This is a genomic window from Shinella sp. GW835-FHT14H05, from assembly GCF_058793575.1.
Map to the genome: position 1 here is coordinate 1501227 of NZ_JBXAFY010000001.1, position 26102 is coordinate 1527328.

Sequence of the window (26102 nt, forward strand, 5' to 3'; positions counted from 1 at the left end):
TTTTCCATCATCGATCAACATCGACCCCGGCGGCACGACGCCGGCAGGATTTCTGCGCCCTTCGAGGGCCTGCAAGCATAAAACGAGGACATGCCATGGACAGCGACGCCTTGACGAAGATCGCAGCGGCAATCGACAGCATGAGGCCGGATTTCGCGGCGTTGAGCGACAGTATCTGGGATCATGCTGAGCTGAAGTTCGAGGAGCGACGCTCTTCGGCTCTGCTGGCGAAGGCACTCGAAGACAACGGCTTTGCCGTGCGGCGCGGCGTGGCGGGCATGGACACGGCGTTCATCGGGGAGTTCGGCAGCGGCAAGCCCGTCATCGCGTTTCTCGGCGAGTTCGATGCGCTGGCCGGTATGAGCCAGGCCGCGGGCCTTGCCGAGCCGCGGCCGCTTGCCTCGGGCGGCACCGGCCATGGCTGCGGCCACAATCTGCTCGGCGTCGGTTCGCTGATGGCGGCCATCGCGCTCGCGCGGCACCTGAAGGACAGCGGCCTGCCGGGCACGGTGCGCTACTATGGCTGCCCCGGCGAGGAGGGCGGTTCGGGCAAGACTTTCATGGTGCGGGCAGGGCTGTTTGCGGATGTCGATGCGGCGTTGACCTGGCATCCCGCACCCTTCAACGGGGTGCGCTCGACCAACAATCTCGCCGTGCTCGAATATTACTATCGTTTCAAGGGCATCGCCGCCCATGCTGCGAACGCCGCGCATCTCGGCCGCTCCGCGCTGGATGCCGTCGAGCTGATGAATGTCGGCGTCAATTTCCTGCGCGAACACATGCCGCAGGATTGCCGCGTGCACTATGCCATCACCGACACCGGCGGGCGGGCGGCGAATGTCGTGCAGGCACAGGCCGAGGTGCTGTATCTCATCCGCGCGCCGGAAATGCGCCAGGCCCTCGACCTTGCGGCGCGTGTCGGGAAGGTGGCGCAGGGTGCTGCCATGATGACGGAGACCGAGGTGGAGACTGTCTTTGATACGGCGTCCACCAATCTCCTGCCCAACATCACGCTGGAAACCGCCATGCACGAGAACATGGTGGCGCTCGGCCCGATCGCGTTCGATGAAGCCGACCTTTCCTTCGCGCGCTCGATCCAGCAGACTTTCACGGACGAAGCGATCCGGAGCAGCCTCCGCCTCTACCAGATCAAGGGCGACGTCTTTTCCAATGCCAAGATCGACGGCTCGACGCCGCTGCATCTCGGCTTGCGGGAATTCGAAGGCCAGTCGCATTTCCGCGCCGGCTCGACCGATGTCGGCGATGTCAGCTGGGTGACGCCGACGGCCCAGTGCTGGACGCCGGCCTGGGCGATCGGCACCAACCCGCATACCTGGCAGGTGGTGGCGCAGGGCAAGAGCCCGGCAGCGCACAAGGCGATGGCGCATGCCGCCAAGGTGCTCGCCACAACCGGATTTTCATTGCTGACGTCGCCGCAACTGCTCAGCGCCGCCAAGGCGGAATGGGCGGAAAAGACGGACGGCCAACCCTATGTCTGCCCCATCCCGCCGGAGGTGATACCAGGGGCCGGCCATTAAGGAACAGGGATGCCAAGGCGAGCTGGTTGATGCGCATCCTCGCCTTGGCTCTGGTCGAATTCTCCTGACCCGGCGCGATCATGCGCACAGGTCGTGGACGACCTTATTTCGCGGCTGCCGCGTCCTTCTGGTCTTCCAGAATCAGCGCATCGGCTTCTGCCGGCAGGCGGGATTGCTTTTCGGTGGTGTTGACGCTTGCCGTCGTGATCGTCCTGTCGACGTCCGCTTCGGCCGAGCCCTTGGTGTGATAAGCGCAATCCGCAAAGGCGGCGGATGCCGAAAGGCCAAACGCTGCTGCGACTACGAGAACTGTCTTCATGGCATTTCTCCTTCTTCGCTGGTGCACGGCCAGTATGCCTTCACGGCCGGTCTCGGCGAAATCACGATTTTGTGGTCACCCTGCGCGCAGGAACCGGATCGCCTCGTCGCGACGGTAGAGATAGAGCAGCGTGCGTATTGCTTCGCCGCGTTCGCCCGTCAGCTCCGGATCGCGCTCCAGCATGTAGGCGGCGTCCTTGCGGGCGATTTCCAGCAGGTCGCCATGCGCTTCGAGGCTCGCCACCAGGAAACCCGGCGTGCCGGATTGCCGGGTGCCCAGGAGCTCGCCTTCGCCGCGCAGCTTCAGATCCTCCTCGGCGATGCGAAACCCGTCCTCGGTCTCGCGCAGGATGGAAAGCCGCGCCCGGCCGTTCTCGCTAAGTGGCCCCTTGTAGAGCAGGATGCAGCTCGATGCTTCCTCGCCGCGCCCGACGCGCCCGCGCAACTGGTGAAGCTGGGCGAGGCCGAATCGTTCGGCGTGCTCGATCACCATGATGGACGCATCCGGCACGTCCACGCCGACCTCCACCACCGTCGTCGCAACCAGCAGCCGCGTCTCGCCGCTCTTGAAGGCGAGCATGGCGGCATCCTTCTCCGGCCCGCTCATCCGCCCGTGCACGAGCCCTGCCGCCGGGCCGAAGACGCTGGCGAGCGTCGCGTGCCGCTCCTCGACGGACATCAGGTCGCTTTCCTCGGATTCCTCCACCAGCGGGCAGATCCAATAGGCCTTCTTGCCCTCGGCAAGGGCGGCGCGCAGGCGCTCGACGATCTCGCCAACGCGCTCCTGCGCCACCACCACCGTCTGGATCGGCTTGCGGCCGGCCGGCTTTTCCGTGAGCTTCGAGACGTCCATGTCGCCGAAGGCGGCCAGCACCAGCGTGCGCGGGATCGGCGTCGCCGTCATCACCAGCATATGCGGCGAGATGCCCTTTGCCGTCAGCCGCAGGCGCTGGTGCACGCCAAAGCGATGCTGCTCGTCGACGACGGCGAGCACGAGGTCCTTGTAGGCGACATTGTCCTGGAACAGCGCGTGGGTGCCGATGACGATCTGCGTTTCGCCCGACGCGATGCGGTCGAGAATGGCCTCGCGCTCGCGTCCCTTCGTGCGGCCGGTCAAAACATCGATCGTGACGCCCGCCGGTGCTGCCATGCGCGAGAGCGTGGCAAAATGCTGCCGGGCGAGGATTTCCGTCGGGGCCATCAGCACGGCCTGTCCACCGGATTCGACCGCCGCCAGCATGGCCATCAGCGCCACCGCCGTCTTGCCCGCGCCGACGTCGCCTTGCAGCAGCCGCAGCATGCGCTGTTCAGCGGTCATGTCCTTCAGCACCTCGGCGATCGCCGCCTGCTGGCTGTTGGTCAGCGAAAAGGGCAGGGCATCGATGACCGGGCGGCTGAGCTTTCCGGTCGCAACGACCGGCCGGCCGGCGATCTTGCGCAGGCGCTGGCGCACGAGGGCCAGCGAAATCTGGCCCGCCAGGAACTCGTCATAGGCGAGCCGGCGGCGGGCCGGGGCCTGCGGGTCGAGGTCCGTCTCGTCGCGCGGATCGTGCAGGCGGTGGAAGGCATCGAAGGCGGAGGGGAAATCCTGCCGCTGCAACAGCGTCGCCTCGATCCATTCCGGCAGGTGCGGCACCCGCCCGATCGCCGCCTCGACGACTTTGCGCAGCACGCGCGACGTGAGCCCGGCGGTCAGCCCATGCACCGGCTCGACCAGCGGCAGGTTGTCCGCTTCGCCGAGCCGGACCATGTAGTCGGGATGCACCATGGAGGCGCGGCCGTTGAACCAGTCGACCTTGCCGCTGACCACGACGGTCTCGTCCACCGGCAGCGCCTTCTCCAGCCAGTTGCCCTTGACCCGGAAGAAGGTCAGCGCCAGTTCGCCGGTCTCGTCGTGCAGGAAGACGCGGTAGGGCTGGTTCGATTTGCCGGGTGGCGGCGGCTGGTGGCGGTCGACCTCGCCGGTGATCGTGACGATGACGCCCGGCTGCGCATGGGCGATGCCCGGCTGGTTGCGCCGGTCGACGATCGAGTGCGGAAAATGGAAGACCAGGTCGATGACCCGGCAATCCTCGATGCTCTCGTGGTTCAGCAGGCGCGCGAACAGGTCCCCGAGCTTCGGGCCGATGCCGGGAAGCGAGGAGAGGGGTGCGAAGAGCGGATCAAGCAGGGCGGGGCGCATGACCGGCAAAATCGCCGGAGAAGGACGCTTTGGCAAGGCTGACAAGTGGCTTTTGCCGGTCTATAGAAGCGCCGGATGGTTGAGGTTGTTGGAAAAGGCAGGACGATCATGACGGGAACGACACGCTCGAGCGCCGAGATCGACCCGCGCCGCAAGCGCATCCTGTTCCGCTGCTGGCACCGCGGCATCCGCGAGATGGACCTGGTGCTCGGCAGCTTCGCCGATGCGGAGATCGAGACCCTCGACGAGGTCGAGCTCGACGAGCTGGAGCGCATCATGGCCGAGGAGGACAATGATCTCGTGAAATGGGTGACCGGCGAAAAGCCGGTGCCCGACGCGTTTCGCGACGGCCTCTTCCCGCGCATCGCCGCCTATCGCCCCGATTTTTCGCCGCTCTTCAAAGACGACCGCGCATGATCCCCGGTTTTTCCCCAGAACGCATCGCGGCGGCCGGCCGTCCGCTGACGATCGGCGCGGTGCCGTCGGGCATCGAGCCGCTGATTCTCGCCGATCTCGCCCGCAAGACCGGCCCGATCGCCTTCGTGCTGTCGGACGGCCAGCGCATTCCCGATCTCGAACAGATGCTCGGCTTCGTCGCGCCCGACATTCCGGTGCTGACGCTGCCCGGCTGGGACTGTCTGCCCTATGACCGCGTCTCGCCGAGCGCCGAAGTGTCCGCGCGAAGACTGTCGGCGCTCTCGGCCCTGATCGCCCACCAGAAGAAGCCGCATCCGGCGATCGTGCTCGTCACCGTCAACGCCATGCTGCAAAAGACGGCGCCGCGCGACATCATCGAGAGCCTTGCCTTCTCGGCAAAACCCGGCAACCAGATCCGCATGGACGACGTTGCCGCCCGGCTGGAGCGCAACGGCTTCGAGCGCGTCGCGACGGTGCGCGAGGTGGGCGAATATGCCGTGCGCGGCGGCATCCTCGATGTCTTCGTGCCCGGCAGCGGCGAGCCGCTGCGCCTCGATTTCTTCGGCGATACGCTGGAAAGCATCCGCTCCTTCGACCCGGCCAGCCAGCGCACGACCGGCCAGGCGCGCAGCCTCAGCCTCAACCCGATGAGCGAGGTGACGCTGACGCCGGAGACGATCTCGCATTTCCGCAAGCATTATCTCGCGGCCTTTGGTGCTGCGACCCGCGACGACGCGCTCTACCAGGCGGTCTCCGAAGGCCGGCGCTATCCCGGCATGGAGCACTGGCTGGCGCTGTTCTACGACGGGCTGGAAACGGCCTTCGACTACCTGCAAGGATTTCGCATCGTCACGGACCATACGGTGCGGGAATCGGCCATCGAGCGCGCGCGCCTGGTGCGCGACTATTACGATGCCCGCATGGCATCCGCGACGCCCGGCAAGGGGCAGGTGGCGCAGGCGACGCCCTACAAGCCCGTGCCGCCGGGCCAGCTCTATCTCGATGGCGAGCGCTTCGCGCAGGAGCTCGACGCGCGCAACGCCATCCGCCTGTCGCCCTTCAACGAACATGAGGGCGAGGCGCGTCACGTCGAGAGCATCGCGGCGCGGCCGGGCATGCGCTGGGCGCGGCCATCGGGCAGCGAGGATGCCGAAGGTGCCCGCGTCAACGTCTTTGACCAGGCGACGAAACATATCGCCGACAAGCGGGCATCCGGCGCGAAGGTGCTGGTGACGGGCTGGTCGGAAGGTTCGCTCGACCGCCTGTTGCAGGTGCTTTCCGAACATGGCCTCGGCAATGTCGTGCCGGTCGAGAAATTTGCCGATCTCGGCAAGCTGAAGCCGGGCGAAGCGGGGTCTGCCGTTCTCAGCCTCGAAAGCGGTTTCGAGACCGGCGACATCGTCGTCATCGGCGAGCAGGACATTCTGGGCGACCGCATGGTGCGGCGCTCGAAGCGGCGCAAGCGCGGCGCGGATTTCATCACCGAGGTTGCCGGGCTCGACGAAGGTTCGATCGTCGTGCATGCCGAACACGGCATCGGCCGTTTCGTCGGCCTGCGCACCATCGAGGCGGCCGGCGCACCGCATGCCTGCCTCGAACTCGTCTATGCGGACGAGGCAAAGCTCTTCCTGCCGGTCGAAAACATCGACCTGCTTTCGCGCTATGGCGGCGAGGGCAGCGATGCGATGCTCGACAAGCTGGGCGGTGTTGCCTGGCAGGCGCGCAAGGCCAAGCTGAAGAAACGCCTGCTCGACATGGCGAACGGCCTCATCCAGATCGCCGCCGCGCGCCTCGTGCGCCATGCGCCGGTGCTGGCGGCGCCCGAGGGCGTCTACGACGAGTTCGCCGCCCGCTTCCCCTATGACGAGACCGACGACCAGGCGTCCGCCATCGACGCGGTGCGCGAGGACCTCGGCGCCGGCCGGCCGATGGACCGCCTCGTCTGCGGCGACGTCGGCTTCGGCAAGACGGAGGTGGCGTTGCGCGCCGCCTTCATCGCGGCGATGAACGGCGTGCAGGTCGCCGTCGTCGTGCCGACCACGCTGCTGTCCCGCCAGCATTTCAAGACGTTTTCGGACCGTTTCCGCGGCCTGCCGATCCGCGTGCAGCAGGCCTCCCGCCTCGTCGGCTCGAAGGAACTGGCGCTGACGAAGAAGGAACTGACCGAGGGCAAGACGGATATCGTCGTCGGCACCCATGCGCTGCTCGGCTCGTCGATCAAATTCGCCAATCTCGGCCTGCTGATCATCGACGAGGAGCAGCATTTCGGTGTGAAGCACAAGGAGCGGCTGAAGGAGCTGAAGAGCGACGTGCATGTGCTGACGCTCTCGGCGACGCCGATCCCGCGCACCTTGCAGCTCGCCATGACGGGTGTGCGCGAACTCTCGCTCATCACCACGCCGCCGGTCGACCGCATGGCCGTGCGTACCTTCATCTCGCCCTTCGATCCGCTGGTCATCCGCGAGACGTTGATGCGCGAGCATTATCGCGGCGGCCAGAGTTTCTACGTCTGCCCGCGCTTGAGCGACCTCTCGGAAATACACGATTTCCTGCGCCAGGACGTGCCCGAACTAAAGGTCGCCGTCGCGCATGGCCAGATGCCGGCGACGGGCCTTGAAGACATCATGAACGCCTTCTACGAGGGCCGCTACGACGTGCTGCTCTCGACGACCATCGTCGAATCTGGCCTCGACGTGCCGACGGCAAACACGATGATCATTCACCGCGCCGACATGTTCGGTCTCGCCCAGCTCTATCAGCTGCGCGGCCGTGTCGGCCGGTCGAAGGTGCGCGCCTTCGCGCTTCTGACGCTGCCGGTCAACCGTACGCTGACGGGCATGGCGGAACGCCGCCTCAAGGTGCTCCAATCGCTCGACACGCTCGGTGCGGGCTTCCAGCTTGCGAGCCACGACCTCGACATCCGTGGCGCCGGCAACCTGCTCGGCGAGGAACAGTCCGGCCACATCAAGGAGGTCGGTTTCGAGCTCTACCAGCAGATGCTGGAAGAGGCGGTGGCCGAGATCAAGGGTGACGAGGAAGTGGCAGACAGCGGCTGGTCGCCACAGATTTCCGTCGGCACGCCGGTCATGATCCCGGACGATTACGTGCCGGACCTGCATCTGCGCCTCGGCCTCTATCGTCGTCTCGGCGAGATCAACGAACTCGGCGATATCGATGCCTTCGGCGCGGAACTGATCGACCGCTTCGGTCCCCTCCCGATCGAGGTGCAGCATCTGCTGAAGATCGTCTACATCAAGTCGCTGTGCCGCACGGCGAATGTCGAGAAGCTCGATGCCGGCCCCAAGGGTGTCGTGGTGCAGTTCCGCAACAAGCAGTTCCCGAACCCGGCAGCCCTGGTCGGCTATATCGCGAAGCAGGGCACGCTCGCAAAGATCCGGCCGGACCACAGCGTCTTCCTCGCGCGCGACTATCCGACGCCTGAAAAGCGCCTGACGGGCGCCGCGCAGGTGATGACGCAGCTTGCCGGTTTGGCGAAGTAGGCTTACGCCGCGCCGTTGCGCTCCTGCGCCTTCATCGTCGCGATCTCGCGGAAGGCGTTGACCAGCACGTCGGGGGACTGAGCACCCATCACGGCATATTTGTTGTCGATGATGAAGCAGGGCACGCCGGTGACGCCCATGTCGCGGGCCATGCCGATCTCTTCCTTGACGGAATCGACGTCGGCACCGGCGGAAAAGAGCGCGGTGACCACCGCGCGATCCATGCCGGAAGCTTCGGCGATATCGAGCAGCACGGCGCGGTCGCCGACATTGCGGCCTTCCTCGAAATAGGCCTTGAAGAGCGCGATCGCCGCGCGCTCCTGCACGAGCGGGCCTTCGATCATCGCCCAGCGCAGCAGGCGGTGGGCATCGAGCGTGTTCGGGCTGATCTTCACGGCCGGAAAATCGAAGTCGATGCCGGCCGCATGGCCGAGGTCCGTCAGCATCTGGTGCGCGCGGTCGACGGCGTCGATCCCGCCGAGCTTTTCGGCGAGATGCTTTTTGTGGTCGACGCCTTCGGGCGGCAGGTCCGGATTGAGCTGATAGGGACGGAACGTCACGGCGACGGCAAGCTCGTCCTTGACGTTCTCGATCGCCTGTTCGAGCCGCTTCTTGCCGAGGTAGCACCAGGGGCAGACGACGTCAGAGACGACGTCGATCGTGATCGCTTCCATCCGGGTTTCCTTTCGAGACGCCGGAAGCTTCCGGCTGCGACGCAATCCTTTCAAGGCACTGCGCCGTCACTTCAACGTTACCGCCGAGATAAGCTTACCGGCCACGGCTTTCAACTGGTTACCTCAAGGTAACCCCAATTCTGGGGATACCCTCTTTATTGCGCCCTCTCGTCCCACCATGCGGGAAGCTGGAAGCCCCAGAGCGGCGTCATCTCCGGCCGCCCTATGTGCTTGTTGCGGGCGATCCATTGTTCGCTGAGGTGATAGAGCGGAACGATGTAATTGCCCGAAAGCAGCATCCTGTCCTGCAGCCGCACGGCCGAGCGGAAATCCTCCGCCGAGCGGGCGGAGAGAATGGCGGTCATGACACGGTCGAGGTCGGCGTCTGCGACACCGGCGAAATTCTCGCTGCCTTCGCGATCGCGCGCATCCGTTCCCCAACGCCGCACCTGTTCGAGGCCGGGCGACAAGGACGACAGGAACGCCTTCATGATGACGTCGTAGTCGAAGGTCTGGCTGCGGCTCTGATACTGCGAATCGTCGACGGTCCGGAGGCTGACACGCACGCCCAGCGCTGCGAGGAAACGCTGGTAGGCGAGCGCGAGCTTCTCCTGGTCGGCGTTCTGCGTCATGATTTCAAAGGCGAGCGGCTCGCCGGACGCGCCGACCATGCGGCCGTTCTGGATCGAGTATCCCGCCTTCTTGAAATGGTCCATCGCCTGGCGCAGCACCGCGCGGTCGCGTCCCGAGCCGTCAGTTACCGGCAAGCGGTAGGTTCCGGCAAGCACGGCAGGATCGATTCGGCTCGCAGCCTCGCCGATGATCTCACGCTCGCGCGCATCGATCGGCACATTGAGCGACGACAGTTCGGAGTTTTGCCAGAAACTTTCGGTGCGCGTGTAGGCGTTTTCAAACAGCGTGCGGTTGACCCATTCGAAATCGAAGGCGAGCGAGAGCGCCTTGCGCAGTTCCGCATTCTGGAAGACGGGCCTGCGCGTGTTGAAGACGAAGCCGAACATGACCGGCGGAAGCTTCGATTTCACGGCGTCCTTGATGACCGTGCCGGACTGCACGGCGGGAAAATCGTAGCCGCGCGCCCACTTCGTCGGGTTGCCTTCCTGATAGACGTCGATCACGCCCTTCTTGAAGGCCTCGAACAGCGAATTGTCCTGCAGGAAATACTCGACGGAGATCTCGTCGTAATTGTCGAAGCCGACCTTCGAGGGGATGTCCTTGCCCCAGTAGTTCGGATCGCGCTCATAGACGATGCGTTCGCCGGGTTTGACAGCCTTGACCTTGTAGGGGCCGGAACCCAGCGGCAAAGCGAGCGATGACCGGTCGAACGTCTCCACGTCGATCGCGTGCTTCGGCAGGATCGGCGAGAAGGCGATCAGCAGGGGCGCCTCGCGGTCACCCTTGTCGTTGAAGGTGAAGCGGACGCTATGTTCGCCGGTTTTTTCGAGCTTCTCCACCGTGTTCAGGCGGATGCTGAAGGGCGCACGGCCCTTGTCGCGCATGAGCTCGAAGGTGAAGATCACGTCCTCGGGCGTGACCGGCTGACCATCCGCCCAGCGCGCCTTCGGGTTGATGTGGAATTCGATGAAGCTCCGGTCGTCGTCCCATTCCACGCTCTCGGCGAGCAGGCCATACATGGTGAAGGCCTCGTCACGCGAGCGCACCATCAGCGATTCGTAGACGAGATTGCCGAATTCCGGATCCCACATGCCGCGCGCCGTCGTGCGCATGCTCTTGAGAATGAAGGGGTTCAAGCTGTCGAAGGTGCCGACGACGCCATAGGCGATGCGACCGCCCTTCTTCACGTCCGGATTGACATAGCTGAAATGCTTGTAGTCCGGGGGTAGGGCAGGGTCGCCGTGCATGGCGATGCCGTGCAGGGGGGCGGCGTGGCCGAGGGGCGCGGTGAGGCCGAGCAGCGAGGCCGCAAGGGCCATCAGGAGTGGTCGCAAGGGTGTCTCCTCGTTGCGATACGGATGATTCTCGCCCATTATACTCCTGCAAATGGGGACGGCAGCGTGGCGGGTGCTGTAAATCGAAAGCAGGCAGGATTTTCGCAAGAAAAGCTGGATATCCGGCGCCGCCCATTGTAACAGGGTTCCCCGAAGCGGGTCATGCAAATGCCTCAATTCGCCGACAGGAGAGCGCACGGCTGACCAAATCGCCCGAGAGTGACCCACGACGGGTCCAGGAGGGGCTTTTTCGCTCCGGCACCGGATTTTCAGGAGACCGAAATCGTTATGATCTTCACATCGCACCTCATCAAGCGGACCGTGCTTTCCGCCTTCGCTGCTTCCGTTGCCGTGGCGGCTGTGCCGTCCGCATCGCTTGCGCAGCAGCAGGCCCTGCCGCCGAAGGGCTGGTTCAAGGTCTGCACCAAGCAGGAAGACAACGACGTCTGCATCGTACAGAACCTGCTGACGGCCAATAGCGGTCAGCTCATCACGGCCGTCGGCCTCATCACGGTCGCCGGCAAGACGAACCGCAAGATCATGCAGGTCTCCGTGCCGAGCGCGCGCCTGGTAATCCCGGGCGTCCAGATGCAGATCGACGGCGGCAAGGGCCTGAAGCTCGACTACGCCATCTGCATGCCCGACAAGTGCGTCGCCGAAGTGCCGCTGACGGACCAGATGATCGCCAGCCTCAAGAAGGGCGGCGAACTGGTCCTGACCTCGGTCAACTTCCAGCGCGCGCCGAACCCGATCAAGATTTCGCTCGAAGGCTTCACCGGCGTGTTCGACGGCGAGCCGATCGAACAGTCGCAGCTCGAAGAGCGCCAGCGCCTGCTGCAGGAAGAAATGCAGAAGAAGGCCGAGGAAGCCCGCAAGAAGCTCGAAGACGCCCAGAAGGCTGCCAAGAGCCAGTAAGCGTTTCGCTTCGCCAGACACGAAAAACCCGGCCAATGGCCGGGTTTTTTATTGCTTTCATGCTGGTCGCAAGCGGCTAGTGGAAGATGCCGCTTTCCTCTTTCCAGCGATAATGCCCCTGTTCCACGTCCATCAGCGCGCGGACCTGCGGGTGGCGGATCGGCTTGCCGCTTTCGTCCGGCACGAGGTTCTGCTCGGAGACATAGGCGACGTATTCCGTATCCTCGTTCTCCGCGAACAGGTGATAGAAGGGCTGATCGCGCGACGGGCGTATTTCAGCCGGAATGGCGTTCCACCACTCTTCGGTGTTTGCGAATTCGGGGTCGACATCGAAGATCACGCCACGGAATGGGAAGACCCGGTGGCGGACGATATCGCCGATGGCAAATTTTGCGTTACGCATCTTCATGGCGTACCTACCTTTCTTCCCATATTTGGGTAATTACGCCAAAACATCAATAGTTAGACCTCGTCATACGTCCTTCATGCAGAGGCTTGCGGCGCTTGCGCCTCCAGCCGTTTCAGCGTACCTCGAAAGTCAACGTCTCAGGCGGGTCGGATGGCATGAACAATCAATGGGGCAGGAGCAGTGGCGGAACGGCGGCAAGCGGCGGCGGCATAGGCGGCATCCTGTTTGCCTCGGTGGTGAGCCTGGCATTGGGGGCGGCCGGCGGCTACGGCGCGTTCCGGATGATGGACGGCGCCGTTCCCACGAACGAAATCGAACAGCGCGACCAGCGCATCAGCGACCTCGCCCGGGAACTCGATGCCCGCGTCGCCCAGGTCGAGGACAGCAGCCAGAAGGCGCAGGCGCTCACGGAGGAGAATGGCACCCTCAAGCGCCAGATCGAGACCCTGCGCAAGAATTCCGGCACATCCGATGCCGCCGCGGCCCTGGCCGAAAACGTGCGGCTGAACCAGGAAGTGCCCGAACTCAAGAACCAGCTGGAACTGGCCTCGCAACTCGTCGCCGATGCCGAGGCGCTGAAGAAGCGCGCGGAGGAAACCGTCCGCGATCGCGATCGCCAGCTTTCGCTGCGCAGGGACGATATCGCCCGGCTGGAAAAGGCGCTGGCCGAGGCCCGCAGCCAGCAGAGCACGACACAGGGTGCCGAGGCGCAACGCCAGGAGGCCGAAGCGGCGCTCCGCCGTGAGCTCGAAGAGGCGCAGCGCGCCAAGGACACGATCCAGACCACCGACCTGCCGGCGTTGCGCGACGAGGTTGCCCGGCTGGAGAAGGCGCTGGCCGAGGCCCGCAGCGAGCAAAACACGACGAAAAGTGCCGAGGCGGAACGCCAGGAGGCCGAAGCGGCACTCCGCCGCGAACTTGAAGCGGCGCAGCGCGCCAAGGATGCGATCGAGACGACCGACCTGCCGGCGCTGCGTGACGAGATTGCCCGGAAGGACAAAGAGATCGCGGAGTTGAAAACGCTCAACGCGTCCCTGACGTCGCGGATCAGCGCGCTTGAGACTGCCGCGCGCTCGGTCACCGTTCCGGGCAAGCCGGATGACGGTGGCGACAATCCGGTGCTCGACAACAAGAAGCCGACGCAGGTGCGCAATCCGCGCAGCGCGGTGCTGGTCGCGCTGGCGATCGACAACACACCCGGCCTCGACCGCCTCAACAGCACTCAGCGCGAGCAGCTCGAACAGACGCTGATCTCCGGCGAATGCGTGACCAAGGCGCTCGACAGCGCGTTGAAGCGCGTGCCGGTGCTGGCGCTTCGCAACCTGATGCGTGACCTCGACAGCGATTGCTAATTATGCGCCGGCTCGACCGTCGGATTTGGGAAGGAGATTTTCGATGAAGCGATCCGTTCTGGCGGCAGCCCTTGGTCTTGCACTTTTCGTGGGCGGGGCCTCGGCACAGGAATTCGAACGCAACATCATGACCGGCGGCGCGCAGGGCACCTATATCAAGGTCGGCCGCGACATCGCAGCCCTCGGCGCCGAATGCGGTCTGAAGCTCAATGTCGTGGAAAGCGCCGGCTCGCTGGAAAATTTCGTGGGCGTGCGCAACCGCCGCAACACGCAGTTCGGCATCGTGCAGAGCGACGTGCTCGAATACCTGAAGACCTTCGAGGCGAACGACCCCGAGGTGCAGAAGGCGGTGAAGGGCGTGCGCATCATGTTCCCGCTCTACAACGAAGAGATCCACGTGCTCGCCCGCAAGGACATCGGCAGCATGAAGGATCTTGCCGGCCGAAAGGTCGCCGTCGGCAAGAAGGATTCCGGCACCTTCCTCACCGCCACGCTGATCATGGACATCCTGCAGGTGAAGGCCGGCCAGCGCATGGACATCAACCCGGAGGAGGCGCTGCCGAAGCTGCTCTCCGGCGAAATCGACGCCTTCTTCTACGTGGCCGGCGCCCCCGCATCGCTCTTCTCCGGCAACACGATCGACAAGGCGAAATTCCACCTCGTGCCGATCACCGAGGCGCCGCTTTTGGCGACCTACACGCCCTCGCGCATCGATGCCGGCACCTATGCGTTCCAGGACCAGCCGGTCGACCTGATCGCGGTCAAGGCCGTGATGATGACCTATGACTACGACACCAAGCGCAACGCCTATCATCGCGATAGCTGCAAGACGGTGGCGGATTTCTCCAACCTCATCGTTTCCGGGCTCGACAAGCTGAAGACGACCGGCCATCCGAAATGGAAGACGGTGGACCTGACGGCGCTGCCGCCGGGTTGGCAGGTCGGCGTCTGCGTCAAGGCCGGCATGGCGCTCGACTACAAGCCCGCCTGCAAGGCGGGTGCCGCAACCTCCACAAGCGGCGGCGACGACAGTAACGAAGAGTATCTCAACCTGCTCAAGCAGCGGCTTCAGCCGTAATTTTTCGACGATGCGGCAACAAAAAACCCGGCCAATGGCCGGGTTTTTCATTTGAAAACCCTCCCGTCCGAGGACGGGAGGAATTCCTGGGCCGATCAGGCGGAGTAGTACATGTCGAACTCGACCGGGTGCGGCGTCATTTCGTAGCGCATGACTTCGACCATCTTCAGTTCGATGTAGGAATCGATCTGGTCGTCATCGAACACGCCGCCGGCGGTGAGGAACTTGCGATCCTTGTCGAGGCTTTCCAGCGCTTCGCGGAGCGAGCCGCAGACCGTCGGGATCTTCTTCAGTTCCTTCGGCGGCAGGTCGTACAGATCCTTGTCCATGGCCTTGCCGGGATGGATCTTGTTCTTGATGCCGTCGAGGCCGGCCATCAGCATCGAGGCGAAGCCGAGATACGGGTTGCCCAGCGGGTCGGGGAAGCGGATTTCGACGCGCTTGGACTTCGGACCGGTTCCGAACGGAATGCGGCACGAAGCCGAACGGTTACGGGCCGAGTAGGCGAGCAGGACCGGCGCTTCATAGCCCGGAACGAGACGCTTGTAGGAGTTCGTCGTCGGGTTGGTGAAGGCGTTGATCGCCTTGGCATGCTTGATGATGCCGCCGATGAAGTAGAGGCAGGATTCCGACAGGCCGGCATATTCGTCGCCGGCGAACTGCGGCTTCGAGTCCTTCCAGATCGACAGGTGGACGTGCATGCCCGAGCCGTTGTCGCCGAAGATCGGCTTCGGCATGAAAGTAGCCGTCTTGCCATAGGCATTGGCGACCTGGTGCACGACGTACTTGTAGATCTGCACCTTGTCGGCGCTGCGAACCAGCGTGTCGAACTTGACGCCGAGCTCGTGCTGAGCGGCCGCCACTTCATGGTGCTGCTTTTCGACGGTGACGCCCATCTCGGTGAGCACCGTCAGCATTTCGGAACGCATGTCCTGGCACGAATCGACCGGGGGAACCGGGAAGTAGCCGCCCTTGACGCGCGGGCGATGGCCGAGGTTGCCGGTTTCGTAGTCGGTGTCGTCGTTCGACGGCAGTTCGGACGAGTCGAGCTTGAAGCCCGTGTTGTACGGATCGGCCTTGTACTTGACGTCGTCGAACACGAAGAATTCCGGTTCCGGGCCGGCATAGACCGTGTCGCCGATGCCCGAGGCCTTGAGGTAGGCTTCAGCCTTCTTGGCCGTGCCGCGCGGGTCGCGGTTGTAGGATTCGCCCGAGACCGGGTCGAGGATGTCGCACATGATGACCATGGTGGACTGCGCGAAGAACGGGTCCATGTGAACCGTTGCCGTATCCGGCATCAGCACCATGTCGGACTCGTTGATCGCCTTCCAGCCGCCGATCGAGGAGCCGTCGAACATGACGCCATCGGCGAACATGTCTTCGTCGACGACGCCGACATCCATCGTAACGTGATGCATCTTACCCTTGGGATCGGTAAAGCGCAGGTCGACGAACTTGACGTCGTTTTCCTTGATTTGCTTGAGGATATCATTGGCAGTCGTCATTTTTTATAGTCCCTGTGTGTGATGACGAGGTGGAAGCCTTGGCCGAACGGCAAGGCGGGATTAGATGGCGTCGACGCCGGTTTCACCGGTGCGGATGCGGATGACTTCTTCGACGTTGGAGACAAAGATCTTGCCATCGCCGATACGGCCGGTCTGGGCCGCATTGCGGATGGCCTCGATGACGGCCTCCGCGTTTTCGTCCGCCAGCACGACTTCGACCTTCACCTTGGGCAGAAAATCGACGACGTATTCGGCGCCACGGTAAAGTTCCGTGTGCCCCTTTTGGCGTCCAAAGCCTTTCGCCTCGGTGACGGTAATCCCCTGCAGGCCAACTTCCTGAAGGGCTTCCTTCACCTCATCGAGCTTGAAAGGCTTGATGATCGCTTCGATCTTTTTCATGAGAAAATGTCTCTCCGCTTCTCCCGTTTGCGCAGGATTGCGCCTGCTGACCACTTCAAATGCACGTAGCATGCCAACTTGATGCGGAATGTCTGCCAAATCGGATGAAATCCGTTTCTTTCGTGATCCCGCTCGTCATCACGCCGGGATGATGCGGCTTTCCGGGCAAAAGGGCTAGCGAATTCTGCCTAAAATTTGTCACTTTCTGTGCCGCCCAGCCCGCGTGAGGGGCATGTCTTGCCATCTCGGGGCGCGAAGCTGCAAATTTGAGCATATCGAATATGCATGTGATGAAAAAATAGGCTTTACACCGCATCGAGCGTGCCGCTTGTCTCGATCATGCCTTTGCGGGCATGGTGGAGCATGCACCAGGAAATCGACACGCTCATCATCACGCCCGCCGATATGGGCCATATCGACCAGGCCGCCGCCGCCTCGGGCCTTTCGAGCTACGGCCTGATGGAGCGGGCGGGCCAGGCGGTTGCCGCGATGGCGCTTCGCCGTTTTCCCGGCGCTTTGCGTTTCGCCGTGCTCTGCGGCCCTGGCAATAACGGCGGCGATGGCTATGTCGCGGCGCGCGCCTTGCAGGAGGCAGGCGCTTGCATCGCGGCCCACGCTCTTGGAGACACTGGCGCCCTGAAAGGCGATGCCGCAACCGCCTTCGCGGGCTTCCACGGCCCGGTCGCGCCGCTCTCGAGCTACGCGCCCCAGCCTGGTGACGTGGTGATCGACGCGCTCTTCGGCGCCGGCCTGGCGCGCGACGTGCCGGACGAGGTCGCAAAAACCATCGAGGCGGTCCGCAGGGCCGTGCTTCCCGTGCTGGCGGTGGACCTGCCATCCGGTGTCGATGGCCGGACGGGGCAGGTGAGGGGCGCGGCCTTCGATGCCGCCGCCACCGTCACCTTCATGTGCCGCAAGCCCGGCCACCTGCTCTTGCCCGGCAAAACCCTGGCCGGCGCGCTGGAGGTCTTCGATATCGGCATTCCCGCGCGCATCCTTGCCCGGCATGCCGACCATATGCGCGTGAACACGCCTGCGATCTGGCGCCTCGCTTTGCCGCCGCAGACCGGCGCCACACACAAATATGTCCGTGGTCACCTGGCCGTCTTCTCCGGCCCGGCGACGGCAACCGGTGCTGCGCGTCTCTCCGCCATGGCCGGCCTTCGCGCCGGCGCAGGCCTCGTCACGCTGCTCTCGCCCCATGATTCGTTGCCGGCCAACGCCGCGCACCTGACGGCGGTGATGCTGAAGGCCATCGACAACGAGGCCGATCTCGCCGCATTGCTCGACGACGAGCGCCTGAAAACCTTCGTGCTCGGCCCCGGCTTCGGCGATGCCGAAAAGACAAGCGCCTATGTAAAACTGCTTGCAGAACGGGATCGCCACCTCGTGCTGGACGCCGACAGCATCAGCGCCTTCCGCGACGATCCGACCGTCCTCTTCTCCCTCTTCGCTGGCGGGCGGCCCAGGCTCGTGCTGACCCCACATGACGGAGAGTTCGCCCGGCTTTTTCCGGATCTCGCCGCGGACAAGACCCTGTCGAAGATCGAACGCGCCCAAAAGGCGGCGAGCCGCAGCAATGGCGCCGTCATCCTCAAGGGCGCCGACACCGTGATCGCTGCACCGGACGGCCGCACGCTCGTCAACGAAAACGCGCCGCCCTGGCTGGCAACCGCCGGTTCCGGCGACGTGCTCGCCGGCATGGTCGGTGCGCACCTGACCCAGGGCATGCCCCCCTTCGAAGCCGCCGCCAGCGCCGTCTGGCGCCACGGCGAAGCCGGCCGCATTGCCGGCGAGGGGCTGACGGCGGAGGATTTGCCCGGCGCCATTCAACCTTGGCCGGTTGCTTGAGGGTTTTTGGTGCGGTCGAGAAGACTCGAATTTTCCGACCGGGACCGATCAAGCCGCCGCCTACATGAAATTACGCAAAAACCTCAGCCGGTTAGCTTCTGAAGTTCACGCGCGCCGTTTGGTGCGTTCACCTTACCGGAGGTGATGAAGAAGGCGAAGACGTCGCGGGCTTTCTTGGCGGGCTTGGTGTCTGGGTCGATCTTCGGCAGATCGTCCGGCTCGCCGCCGGAGGCCCATTCCTTCAGCCTTGCCGCCCATTCGTCGAGCGCCTTTGGCGGATAACAGGTCTTGATGTCGTCGGAGCCTTTTTGCAGGCGCGCATAGACGAAATCGGCCGTCACGTCGGCGATCTCCGGATAGTCCTCGTGCTGCGCATAGACGATCGCCGTCTTGTACTTGCGGGCAAGGGCTGCGAATTCCGGCACCAGGAACGTGTCGTTGCGCACTTCCAAGGCATGTTTCAGCGTAAGGCCGTCCAGCTTTTCCGGCAGGAGCTTCAAAAAGCCCTCGAAATCCTCCGGCTCGAATTTCTTCGTCGGGGGGAATTGCCAGAGGATCGGGCCGAGATGATCGCCGAGTTCGGTTAGCCCCTGGGTCAGGAACTTTTCGACGGATTCGCTGCCGTCGGCCAGCACCTTGCGGTTGGTCGTGAAGCGGCTGGCCTTCAGCGAGAAGATAAAACCGTCCGGCACTTCGGAGGCCCATTTGGCGAAGGTTTCCGGCTTTTGCGAGCCGTAATAGGTGCCGTTGACCTCGATCGCCCTCAGTTCACGGCTGGCGAATTCGAGCTGCCGCTTCTTCGTCAGCTTTTCCGGATAGAAGGTGCCTTCCCACGGATCGAAGGTCCAGCCGCCGATGCCGGTGCGAATGGTGCCGGATGTGCTCATGTCATGCTCTCCTCGACAAACGGGACGGCGACGCGCCTCAAGCGGGCGCGATGAAGGCTTGCGAAATTTCCTGGAACACCGGCAGGGCCTCCATGCCGGCGCAATGGGCGGAAAGCGCTGGATAGGCCGCCGGATCGATGAGGCCGGGATGTGCCTCGCTCACATGCCGCCAGGCGCAGGCGACGGCGATGTCGGCATGCGTGATGCGGCCGAACCAGAAATCGCCCGGCCGCGCCGCACGCTCAGCCTCCAGTGCGGCGAGCACGGTGGCGATCTGCGAGCGGCAGCGTTCGACGAAATAGGCGGACGGCGCTTCGTGCAGATGCATTTCGTAGAACAGGCTGACCCCCTTGTCGGCAAAACCCGTGGCGAAGGTCATGATCTTCAGCACTTGCCGCCGCTCCGGCCCGGCCTGCGGCAGTAGGCGTTTTTCCGGCGGCACGAGGCTGTCGAGATGGTCGAGGATCGAGTTGCTGTCGGCCACCACGTCGCCGTCGTCGAGCACCAGCGTCGGCACGCGCATCAGCGGGTTGAGCGCCTGCACCTTCTCTCCTTCGCTGAACACCGACCAGGGCCGGTGCTCGAACGGCAAGCCGTAGAGCCGCAGGGCGATTCCCACGCGGCGCACATAGGACGAGTCGTACTGGCCGATCAGGATCATCCGTTACTCCGCCGCCGCCTTTTTCATCGGCCGGCGCTCCAGCAGTTCCTTGAGGAAATGGCCGGTATAGGAGCGCTTCACCTTGACGATATCCTCCGGCGTGCCTTCCGCGATCACCTCGCCGCCACCGTCGCCGCCCTCGGGGCCGAAGTCGATGACCCAGTCCGCGGTCTTGATGACTTCCAGATTGTGCTCGATGACCACCACCGAATTGCCCTGGTTTACCAGTTCGTGCAGCACTTCCAGAAGCTTTGCCACGTCATGGAAGTGCAGGCCGGTGGTCGGTTCGTCGAGGATGTAGAGCGTGCGGCCGGTCGATCGCTTCGAAAGCTCCTTGGCGAGTTTGACGCGTTGCGCCTCGCCGCCGGACAGCGTGTTCGCCTGCTGGCCGACCTTGATATAGCCGAGACCGACCTGGTTCAGCGTGACGAGCTTGTCGCGCACGGCGGGAACGGCTGCGAAGAACTCGACGCCTTCCTCCACCGTCATGTCCAGCACGTCGGCGATCGACTTGCCCTTGAAGGTCACGTCGAGCGTCTCGCGGTTGTAGCGCTTGCCGTGGCAGACGTCGCAGGTGACGTAGACGTCGGGCAGGAAGTGCATCTCGATCTTGATGACGCCGTCGCCCTGGCAGGCCTCGCAGCGCCCGCCCTTGACGTTGAAGGAGAAGCGGCCCGGCTGGTAGCCGCGCGCCTTCGCCTCCGGCAGGCCGGAAAACCAGTCGCGGATCGGCGTGAAGGCGCCGGTATAGGTGGCGGGGTTGGAGCGCGGCGTACGGCCGATCGGCGACTGGTCGATATCGATGACCTTGTCGATGAATTCGAAACCGTCGATGCGCTCGTGTTCGGCCGGGATTTCGCGCGCGCCCATGATGCGGCGTGCGGCCGATTTGTAGAGCGTCTCGATCAGGAAGGTCGACTTGCCGCCGCCGGAAACGCCTGTGACCGCCGTGAAGACGCCGAGCGGAATGGCGGCCGTGACATTCTTCAGGTTGTTGGCCTTCGCGCCGACGACCTTGATTTCCTTTTTCTTCTTCGGCTTGCGGCGCTCGCCCGGAATGGCGACCGAGAGCTCGCCGGAGAGATATTTGCCGGTCAGCGAGGCGGGGTTGGCGATCACCTGCTCAGGCGTGCCCTGGGCGATGACCTCGCCGCCATGGATGCCGGCGGCCGGGCCGATATCGACCACATAGTCCGCCGTCAGGATCGCGTCCTCATCATGTTCGACGACGATGACGGTGTTACCGATATCGCGCAGATGACGCAGCGTATCGAGCAGGCGGGCATTGTCGCGCTGGTGCAGGCCGATCGAGGGCTCGTCCAGCACGTAGAGCACGCCCGTCAGGCCCGAACCGATCTGCGAGGCGAGCCGGATGCGCTGGCTTTCGCCGCCGGACAGCGTGCCGGAATTGCGCGAGAGCGAGAGATATTCGAGGCCGACATCGTTGAGGAAGCGCAGGCGCTCGCGGATCTCCTTGAGGATGCGGACAGCAATTTCGTTCTGCTTGGTGTTCAGGTTTTCCGGCAGCACATCGAACCAGTCGCGCGCGACGCGGATCGACATCTGCGTCACTTCGCCGATATGCAGCTTGTTGATCTTTACCGCCAGCGCCTCGGGCTTCAGGCGAAACCCGTTGCAGGCCGGGCAGGGGGCGGCGGACATGTAGCGTTCGATCTCTTCGCGCGACCAGGCGGAATCCGTTTCCTTCCAGCGGCGCTCGAGGTTCGGCACGATGCCTTCGAAGGTCTTTACCGTCTTGTAGGAGCGCGCGCCGTCCTTGTAGTTGAACTCGATCTTCTCCTTCGTGCCGTGCAGGATGGCGTCCTGCGCCTCTTCCGACAGTTCCGACCAGCGGTTGGAGAGCTTGAAGCCATAGGCGGCGCCGAGTGCTTCCAGCGTCTGGTTGTAATAGGGCGAGGAGGATTTTGCCCAGGGTGCCACGGCGCCGTCGCGCAGCGTGCGCTCCGTTTCCGGCACGATGAGGTCCGGGTCGATCTTCTGCTGGCTGCCGAGGCCGTCGCAGGTCGGGCAGGCGCCGAAGGGGTTGTTGAAGGAGAAGAGCCGCGGCTCGATTTCCGAGATGGTGAAGCCGGAAACCGGGCAGGCGAACTTTTCGGAAAACAGAACGCGCTCATGCGTTTCGTTCAGCGACTTGTTGGCGGAGCCGCCGGCGGACGTCTCCTCGACCGGCAGCGGCTTGTCGGCGAATTCCGCGATCGCAAGGCCGTCAGCGAGCTTGAGGCTGGTTTCGAGACTGTCCGCCAGACGCGCGGCGAGGTCCGGCCGCACGACGACGCGGTCGACCACCACGTCGATATCGTGTTTGTACTTCTTGTCGAGCGCCGGCACGTCAGCGATCTCGTAGAACTGGCCGTCGACCTTGACGCGCTGGAAGCCCTTCTTCATCAGCTCGGCGAGTTCTTTTTTGTACTCGCCCTTGCGGCCGCGCACGACGGGCGCGAGGATGTAAAGGCGTGTGCCTTCGCCGAATTCCAGCACGCGGTCGACCATCTGGCTGACCGTCTGGCTCTCGATCGGCAGGCCCGTCGCCGGCGAATAGGGAATGCCGACGCGCGCAAACAGAAGGCGCATGTAGTCGTAGATCTCGGTGACCGTGCCGACGGTCGAACGCGGGTTCTTCGAGGTCGTCTTCTGCTCGATGGAAATGGCGGGCGACAGGCCGTCGATCTGGTCGACATCCGGCTTCTGCATCATCTCCAGGAACTGGCGCGCATAGGCCGAGAGGCTCTCGACATAGCGGCGCTGGCCCTCGGCATAGATCGTGTCGAAGGCGAGCGACGACTTTCCGGAGCCCGAAAGCCCGGTCATGACGATCAGCTTGTTGCGGGGCAGGTCGAGATCGATGCCCTTGAGATTGTGTTCGCGTGCGCCGCGGATGGAAATTGTCTTGAGTTCGCTCATGGTATCCAGCGTCAGAAGTCGTTGCGCGTTCTAATAGGGGTTGGCCCCTATGTAGGGATAGGTTTGGGCCTGTCCATGCGCGATCAGAAGATTCCGTGCCCGTTTCCGATTCGGTTGACAAGAGTGTAGGGAATTATTAGAACAAAAAAAGAACAAAAATTCGCAATTGATCTGTGGATTACCACTTATGCGGGGCGGCGCTGGCGGACGACAGCCGGTAAGATGCCGCATTCATGGTGTGAAGTGATGCCGGGCCGAGGCCCGGAGCGAAACGGGAAAGACGGGTATGGCTGGAAGCGTCAACAAGGTGATCTTGATCGGGAACGTCGGGGCGGACCCAGAAATCCGGCGCACGCAGGACGGTCGGCCGATCGCCAACCTGCGCATCGCCACCTCCGAATCCTGGAAGGACCGCAACAGCGGCGAGCGCCGCGAGAAGACCGAATGGCACACGGTCGTCGTCTTCAGCGAGCCGCTCTGCAAGGTCATCGAACAATATGTGAAGAAGGGCGCCAAGCTCTATATCGAGGGTGCGTTGCAGACCCGCAAGTGGCAGGACCAGACCGGCAACGACCGCTATTCGACGGAAATCGTGCTGCAGGGCTTCAACTCGACGCTGACCATGCTGGACGGTCGCGGTGAAGGCGGCGGCGCAAGCCGGGGCGGCAGCGACTTCGGCGGCGCGCAGAGCTACGACGACTACGGTTCGCGCCCGTCTTCAGGCGGCGGCAGTGGCAGCGGCGCTTCCGGCGGCAACCGTTCGAGCGGTTCGCCGCTCTCGCGCGACATGGATGACGATATTCCGTTCTGAGAACGCTGGCCGTTCCGGGAACACCGGATAGATGATGACGGCGGCTTTGGGGCAGACCCAAAGCCGCCGTTCGCGTTTTTTAGCTTGCGACGTTGCGCAGGCTTCCCCGCGCGAGATTGCTCAGTTGCTCGCGATGGATCGTCTGCAGTTTTGGCGCGTGGGCCGGCAGGAGTTCGATCAGGGCTTCCCCTGCCGCCTGCAGCATGGCGGGCGCCGGCTTTTCGCGCGGCGGCGTGAAGCGCTCAAGGCTCACCAGGAACTGCTCGAAGACGGCGCGAGAGGCGTTGATCGCCTGGTGCATGTCGACGTCGAATTCGTTCGGCTGGGCGGTGATCGTCACCGAGCCGTTCTCGGCATGTGCGGCGACGGCCGAGCCGTCGAGCGAGGCGTTCAGGCCTTCCAGGAACACGCGGTACTGGAAGAAATCCCGCCGCACCAGGGTATCGTATTTAGTTTCGTCCGGCGAAACGGTCGGGTCGGTCACCAGGATGCTGGGCCGCAGTCTGTCCTGGAGCTCCAGGCGATCGATGAGATGGGTCAGCGAATTGCCGGTTCCCACGACGTCGATCAGCAGGGTCCGCCCGCCGAGGCGACCGCGCAGATAGGCTTCATATTCGGTCGATTTGTCGTAGCACAGCGTACGCGACACCTGGAAATAGGACACGGGCGGCATGCCGGCGCGGGCGAAATGGGTGGAGGCCAGCATCTGGTGCCACAGGTTGCAGTCGCGCGACGCCGCGAGGATCTTGTCCGCGCCGAAACGCTCAGCGCAATGCAGCGCCCAGAAGGCGCCGACGACCATGAGCGGAATGTTGACCGCCGCCTGCGCCTTCAGCACGTTGTGGATGGCGGGGTCGCGATGGAAGGTCTTGAGCCGCGTTTCCCGCAGCGCATGGGCGTAGGGCGCAAGGCCCGCGCTGTGCAAAATCTCTTCCGTGCGGTCCCATTTGGAGATGCTGACCAGCGTCGGGTTGATGCCGGCGGCGGCGGCGCCGACGATATCCGCGTGGATGTTGTCGCCGAAATGCGTGCGGATCGTGTGTTCCGCAAGGATGCTCGGCCAGATAACGCGGTGGTGCTTGCCGTAGTTGCTGAGGTAGAGCTTGTTGTCCAGGCCGCATTTCTCCTTGAGGATGCGGCTGACGAAGGCGTAGGGCAGGTACATGTCGGAGATGATGATGTCGTGGGCATCGACGCGAGCGACGACCTCCTGGATCGGGAAGAGCATCTCCCACTCTTCTTCGAGCTCCAGCAGGCGCGTGCTTTCGGCCTGCGCCTCCGTCAGGGTCGCTTCGGCGACGAGGGCGGCGTAGATGTCGTCCAGGCCGTAGGTACGGCGGCCGAACATGGCCATCTCGACCGCATGGCGCCGCGTCGCAAAGCCGGCAATGCCGCATTTCGCCTCGACGGCGCGGAAGACCTGCAAGGGATCGTTGCAGCGGCGCGCGACCAGCGTATCGAAGAGGTCGAAGCTCTGGATATGCGTGTGGAGGTCGGAGGCGTTTTCTTCCAGCGTGTGAAGAATCTCGGTCTTGGCATAATCCCCGTTCGGATTGAGGAAATTGCCGGAGAAGGCCAGCCGGCCGGTGCCATCGGCCACCGGAAGCATGACGCAGGTCGCCTTGCCGAGCTTGTCGACGATTTCCACCGTCTCGCCGTTCAGCCGCCAGAAGGATTCGTTGGGATGGCTGTAGCCGGCGATGAAGCCGTTTTTCTGGAAGATGAACCGGTCGCTGATCTCCTCGCCCCTCGGCTCCGCACGGAAGGTGAACGTTCTGGAGGTCAGCTGGTCGATCGTGATGGGAGACGCATTCACATGGGGTGCGCGAATCATATGGAGGGCCCTGGTTCAAGTTGCCGCAACGCTAGGCAGCGACGCTTGAGCCAGGCTGGCTTTTACCCGGCAAAGGCCGATTTCACGCCGTCCACCACGAACTGCACCGCCAGCGCCGCCAGGATCACGCCGAGGAGGCGCGTGAGGATCGCGCGGCCGGTTGCGCCGAGGAACCGGTCGATGCGTTCGGCGATGACGAGGGACAGGAAGAGGATGACGAGGCAGAGCGCCAGCACGCCGATGAGTGCCGTGCGTTCGAGCGCGGAGGGGAAGGAGCCGGAGAGCAGGATCGTCGCGGAAATGGCGCCGGGGCCGGCAATCAGCGGCAGTGCCAGCGGGAAGACGGCGATATTGTGGATGTGATCGCGGGTGATCGCCACTTCGCTGGTCTTTTCCTTGCGCTCGTTGCGGCGCTCGAAGATCATCTCGAAGGCGATCCAGAAGAGCAGCAGGCCGCCCGCGATGCGGAAGGCGCCGATCGAGATGCCGAGCAGCGACAGCACGCCGGCGCCCGTCAGTGCGAAGACGGCGAGGATGCAGAAGGCGATGAGCGATCCGCGCAGCGCCACCTGCTTGCGCTGCGGCCGCGTCATGCCGACGGTCAGCCCCAGAAAGATCGGCGCGAGACCCGGCGGGTCGATGGTCACGAGCAGGGTCGTGATCGCATTGACCAGAAGATCGACAGTGAGCATGAAGGCGTTCCCCTCGCCGTTTCGCGGCCGATTTTCCCGGCCTTGTGGGCCTATTGTTAGGTGAGGGCGGCCCGCAAGGGAAGGGTGGTCGCGGCCTTGCGACGGCGATGCCACGAAAATGCGCAAATTACCGGATTTACCTCGCAAAAGCCTGTTCAAAACCCTCTGCAAAATTGGCGCGGCAGGCGCC

At 63.8% G+C, this 26102-nt stretch carries 20 protein-coding genes; 8 read left to right on the forward strand and 12 right to left on the reverse strand.

Annotation, left to right across the window (positions count from 1 at the left end; all coding sequences use genetic code 11):
* Positions 1-95: 95 nt before the first annotated feature.
* Positions 96-1538: a M20 family metallopeptidase gene (locus tag AC1Q6Z_RS07300; RefSeq protein ID WP_492647211.1), complete on the forward strand. Its 1443-nt coding sequence runs from the start codon at positions 96-98 to the stop codon at positions 1536-1538.
* 103 nt (positions 1539-1641) lie between these two features.
* On the opposite strand, the gene AC1Q6Z_RS07305 is transcribed toward AC1Q6Z_RS07300, so the two are convergent.
* Both AC1Q6Z_RS07305 and recG read right to left on the reverse strand, forming a co-directional pair.
* Complete coding sequence (locus tag AC1Q6Z_RS07305) at positions 1642-1857, reverse strand: hypothetical protein (protein WP_439616753.1); 216 nt, start codon at positions 1855-1857, stop codon at positions 1642-1644.
* A 75-nt stretch (positions 1858-1932) separates the two neighbouring features.
* Positions 1933-4038, reverse strand: coding sequence for an ATP-dependent DNA helicase RecG (gene recG, locus AC1Q6Z_RS07310; RefSeq protein ID WP_492647212.1), 2106 nt, complete (start codon positions 4036-4038; stop codon positions 1933-1935).
* A 108-nt stretch (positions 4039-4146) separates the two neighbouring features.
* Between recG and AC1Q6Z_RS07315 the strand changes: the two genes are divergently transcribed.
* The gene (locus tag AC1Q6Z_RS07315; RefSeq protein WP_492647213.1) at positions 4147-4455 is read left to right on the forward strand and encodes an FAD assembly factor SdhE; all 309 of its coding nucleotides are present in this window, start codon (positions 4147-4149) and stop codon (positions 4453-4455) included.
* Positions 4452-7955, forward strand: a complete 3504-nt coding sequence (mfd, locus tag AC1Q6Z_RS07320; protein WP_492647214.1) for a transcription-repair coupling factor — start codon at positions 4452-4454, stop codon at positions 7953-7955. The genes AC1Q6Z_RS07315 and mfd overlap by 4 nt, the downstream gene beginning before the upstream one ends.
* A 2-nt stretch (positions 7956-7957) precedes the next feature.
* On the opposite strand, the gene AC1Q6Z_RS07325 is transcribed toward mfd, so the two are convergent.
* Together AC1Q6Z_RS07325 and AC1Q6Z_RS07330 are read right to left on the reverse strand one after the other, a co-directional pair.
* A complete protein-coding gene (locus tag AC1Q6Z_RS07325; RefSeq protein WP_435268486.1) occupies positions 7958-8629 on the reverse strand; it encodes a DsbA family oxidoreductase in 672 nt (223 codons plus the stop codon).
* A 155-nt stretch (positions 8630-8784) separates the two neighbouring features.
* Positions 8785-10581 carry an extracellular solute-binding protein gene (locus AC1Q6Z_RS07330; RefSeq protein ID WP_492647267.1) on the reverse strand — a complete coding sequence of 599 codons (1797 nt, stop codon included), beginning with the start codon at positions 10579-10581 and terminating at the stop codon, positions 8785-8787.
* Positions 10582-10884: 303 nt separating this feature from the next.
* On the opposite strand from AC1Q6Z_RS07330, the gene AC1Q6Z_RS07335 reads away from it, so the two are divergent.
* A complete protein-coding gene (locus AC1Q6Z_RS07335) occupies positions 10885-11511 on the forward strand; it encodes an invasion associated locus B family protein (protein WP_256115933.1) in 627 nt (208 codons plus the stop codon).
* Between the two features lie 76 nt (positions 11512-11587).
* On the opposite strand, the gene hspQ is transcribed toward AC1Q6Z_RS07335, so the two are convergent.
* The gene (gene hspQ / locus AC1Q6Z_RS07340; protein WP_256115932.1) at positions 11588-11920 is read right to left on the reverse strand and encodes a heat shock protein HspQ; all 333 of its coding nucleotides are present in this window, start codon (positions 11918-11920) and stop codon (positions 11588-11590) included.
* 155 nt (positions 11921-12075) lie between these two features.
* Between hspQ and AC1Q6Z_RS07345 the strand changes: the two genes are divergently transcribed.
* Positions 12076-13272 carry a hypothetical protein gene (locus AC1Q6Z_RS07345; protein WP_492647215.1) on the forward strand — a complete coding sequence of 399 codons (1197 nt, stop codon included), beginning with the start codon at positions 12076-12078 and terminating at the stop codon, positions 13270-13272.
* A 43-nt stretch (positions 13273-13315) separates the two neighbouring features.
* Positions 13316-14350, forward strand: coding sequence for a TAXI family TRAP transporter solute-binding subunit (locus tag AC1Q6Z_RS07350; RefSeq protein ID WP_435268484.1), 1035 nt, complete (start codon positions 13316-13318; stop codon positions 14348-14350).
* 95 nt (positions 14351-14445) lie between these two features.
* Here the strand turns inward: AC1Q6Z_RS07350 and glnA are convergent, their stop codons facing one another.
* Both glnA and AC1Q6Z_RS07360 read right to left on the reverse strand, forming a co-directional pair.
* Positions 14446-15855 carry a type I glutamate--ammonia ligase gene (gene glnA, locus AC1Q6Z_RS07355; RefSeq protein ID WP_256115929.1) on the reverse strand — a complete coding sequence of 470 codons (1410 nt, stop codon included), beginning with the start codon at positions 15853-15855 and terminating at the stop codon, positions 14446-14448.
* A 60-nt stretch (positions 15856-15915) separates the two neighbouring features.
* Positions 15916-16254: a P-II family nitrogen regulator gene (locus AC1Q6Z_RS07360; RefSeq protein WP_003515720.1), complete on the reverse strand. Its 339-nt coding sequence runs from the start codon at positions 16252-16254 to the stop codon at positions 15916-15918.
* Positions 16255-16617: 363 nt separating this feature from the next.
* Between AC1Q6Z_RS07360 and AC1Q6Z_RS07365 the strand changes: the two genes are divergently transcribed.
* Positions 16618-18105 carry an NAD(P)H-hydrate dehydratase gene (locus AC1Q6Z_RS07365; RefSeq protein WP_492647216.1) on the forward strand — a complete coding sequence of 496 codons (1488 nt, stop codon included), beginning with the start codon at positions 16618-16620 and terminating at the stop codon, positions 18103-18105.
* A gap of 83 nt (positions 18106-18188) precedes the next feature.
* On the opposite strand, the gene AC1Q6Z_RS07370 is transcribed toward AC1Q6Z_RS07365, so the two are convergent.
* From AC1Q6Z_RS07370 to uvrA, 3 genes are read right to left on the reverse strand one after another with little or no spacing between them, the layout of a single operon-like run.
* Positions 18189-18992, reverse strand: coding sequence for a DUF72 domain-containing protein (locus tag AC1Q6Z_RS07370; protein ID WP_435268482.1), 804 nt, complete (start codon positions 18990-18992; stop codon positions 18189-18191).
* 37 nt (positions 18993-19029) lie between these two features.
* The gene (locus AC1Q6Z_RS07375; protein ID WP_492647217.1) at positions 19030-19653 is read right to left on the reverse strand and encodes a glutathione S-transferase family protein; all 624 of its coding nucleotides are present in this window, start codon (positions 19651-19653) and stop codon (positions 19030-19032) included.
* A gap of 3 nt (positions 19654-19656) precedes the next feature.
* Entirely contained in the window at positions 19657-22575 is a 2919-nt protein-coding gene (uvrA, locus tag AC1Q6Z_RS07380) for an excinuclease ABC subunit UvrA (protein WP_256115925.1), read from the reverse strand.
* Between the two features lie 286 nt (positions 22576-22861).
* Here uvrA and AC1Q6Z_RS07385 point away from each other — a divergent pair, with 286 nt between their 5' ends.
* Positions 22862-23386, forward strand: coding sequence for a single-stranded DNA-binding protein (locus AC1Q6Z_RS07385; RefSeq protein ID WP_256115924.1), 525 nt, complete (start codon positions 22862-22864; stop codon positions 23384-23386).
* A 79-nt stretch (positions 23387-23465) separates the two neighbouring features.
* Here AC1Q6Z_RS07385 and AC1Q6Z_RS07390 read toward each other — a convergent pair whose 3' ends face one another.
* Together AC1Q6Z_RS07390 and AC1Q6Z_RS07395 are read right to left on the reverse strand one after the other, a co-directional pair.
* Positions 23466-25220 (reverse strand): hypothetical protein, encoded by a 1755-nt coding sequence (locus AC1Q6Z_RS07390; RefSeq protein WP_492647218.1) that lies wholly within the window; start codon positions 25218-25220, stop codon positions 23466-23468.
* Between the two features lie 62 nt (positions 25221-25282).
* A complete protein-coding gene (locus AC1Q6Z_RS07395) occupies positions 25283-25912 on the reverse strand; it encodes a MarC family protein (protein WP_256115922.1) in 630 nt (209 codons plus the stop codon).
* Positions 25913-26102: the final 190 nt, after the last annotated feature.

What these genes read in the sequence shown, in the direction of transcription:
- AC1Q6Z_RS07335 (WP_256115933.1), top strand. Translation starts at nt 10,885, where the DNA reads ATGATCTTCACATCGCACCTCATCAAGCGGACCGTGCTTTCCGCCTTC.
- recG (WP_492647212.1), bottom strand. Translation starts at nt 4,038, where the DNA reads ATGCGCCCCGCCCTGCTTGATCCGCTCTTCGCACCCCTCTCCTCGCTT.
- AC1Q6Z_RS07345 (WP_492647215.1), top strand. Translation starts at nt 12,076, where the DNA reads ATGAACAATCAATGGGGCAGGAGCAGTGGCGGAACGGCGGCAAGCGGC.
- glnA (WP_256115929.1), bottom strand. Translation starts at nt 15,855, where the DNA reads ATGACGACTGCCAATGATATCCTCAAGCAAATCAAGGAAAACGACGTC.
- mfd (WP_492647214.1), top strand. Translation starts at nt 4,452, where the DNA reads ATGATCCCCGGTTTTTCCCCAGAACGCATCGCGGCGGCCGGCCGTCCG.
- AC1Q6Z_RS07350 (WP_435268484.1), top strand. Translation starts at nt 13,316, where the DNA reads ATGAAGCGATCCGTTCTGGCGGCAGCCCTTGGTCTTGCACTTTTCGTG.
- AC1Q6Z_RS07360 (WP_003515720.1), bottom strand. Translation starts at nt 16,254, where the DNA reads ATGAAAAAGATCGAAGCGATCATCAAGCCTTTCAAGCTCGATGAGGTG.
- AC1Q6Z_RS07390 (WP_492647218.1), bottom strand. Translation starts at nt 25,220, where the DNA reads ATGATTCGCGCACCCCATGTGAATGCGTCTCCCATCACGATCGACCAG.
- AC1Q6Z_RS07325 (WP_435268486.1), bottom strand. Translation starts at nt 8,629, where the DNA reads ATGGAAGCGATCACGATCGACGTCGTCTCTGACGTCGTCTGCCCCTGG.
- uvrA (WP_256115925.1), bottom strand. Translation starts at nt 22,575, where the DNA reads ATGAGCGAACTCAAGACAATTTCCATCCGCGGCGCACGCGAACACAAT.
- AC1Q6Z_RS07375 (WP_492647217.1), bottom strand. Translation starts at nt 19,653, where the DNA reads ATGATCCTGATCGGCCAGTACGACTCGTCCTATGTGCGCCGCGTGGGA.
- AC1Q6Z_RS07365 (WP_492647216.1), top strand. Translation starts at nt 16,618, where the DNA reads ATGCACCAGGAAATCGACACGCTCATCATCACGCCCGCCGATATGGGC.
- AC1Q6Z_RS07370 (WP_435268482.1), bottom strand. Translation starts at nt 18,992, where the DNA reads ATGAGCACATCCGGCACCATTCGCACCGGCATCGGCGGCTGGACCTTC.
- AC1Q6Z_RS07330 (WP_492647267.1), bottom strand. Translation starts at nt 10,581, where the DNA reads ATGGCCCTTGCGGCCTCGCTGCTCGGCCTCACCGCGCCCCTCGGCCAC.
- AC1Q6Z_RS07395 (WP_256115922.1), bottom strand. Translation starts at nt 25,912, where the DNA reads ATGCTCACTGTCGATCTTCTGGTCAATGCGATCACGACCCTGCTCGTG.
- AC1Q6Z_RS07305 (WP_439616753.1), bottom strand. Translation starts at nt 1,857, where the DNA reads ATGAAGACAGTTCTCGTAGTCGCAGCAGCGTTTGGCCTTTCGGCATCC.
- AC1Q6Z_RS07300 (WP_492647211.1), top strand. Translation starts at nt 96, where the DNA reads ATGGACAGCGACGCCTTGACGAAGATCGCAGCGGCAATCGACAGCATG.
- AC1Q6Z_RS07315 (WP_492647213.1), top strand. Translation starts at nt 4,147, where the DNA reads ATGACGGGAACGACACGCTCGAGCGCCGAGATCGACCCGCGCCGCAAG.
- AC1Q6Z_RS07385 (WP_256115924.1), top strand. Translation starts at nt 22,862, where the DNA reads ATGGCTGGAAGCGTCAACAAGGTGATCTTGATCGGGAACGTCGGGGCG.
- hspQ (WP_256115932.1), bottom strand. Translation starts at nt 11,920, where the DNA reads ATGAAGATGCGTAACGCAAAATTTGCCATCGGCGATATCGTCCGCCAC.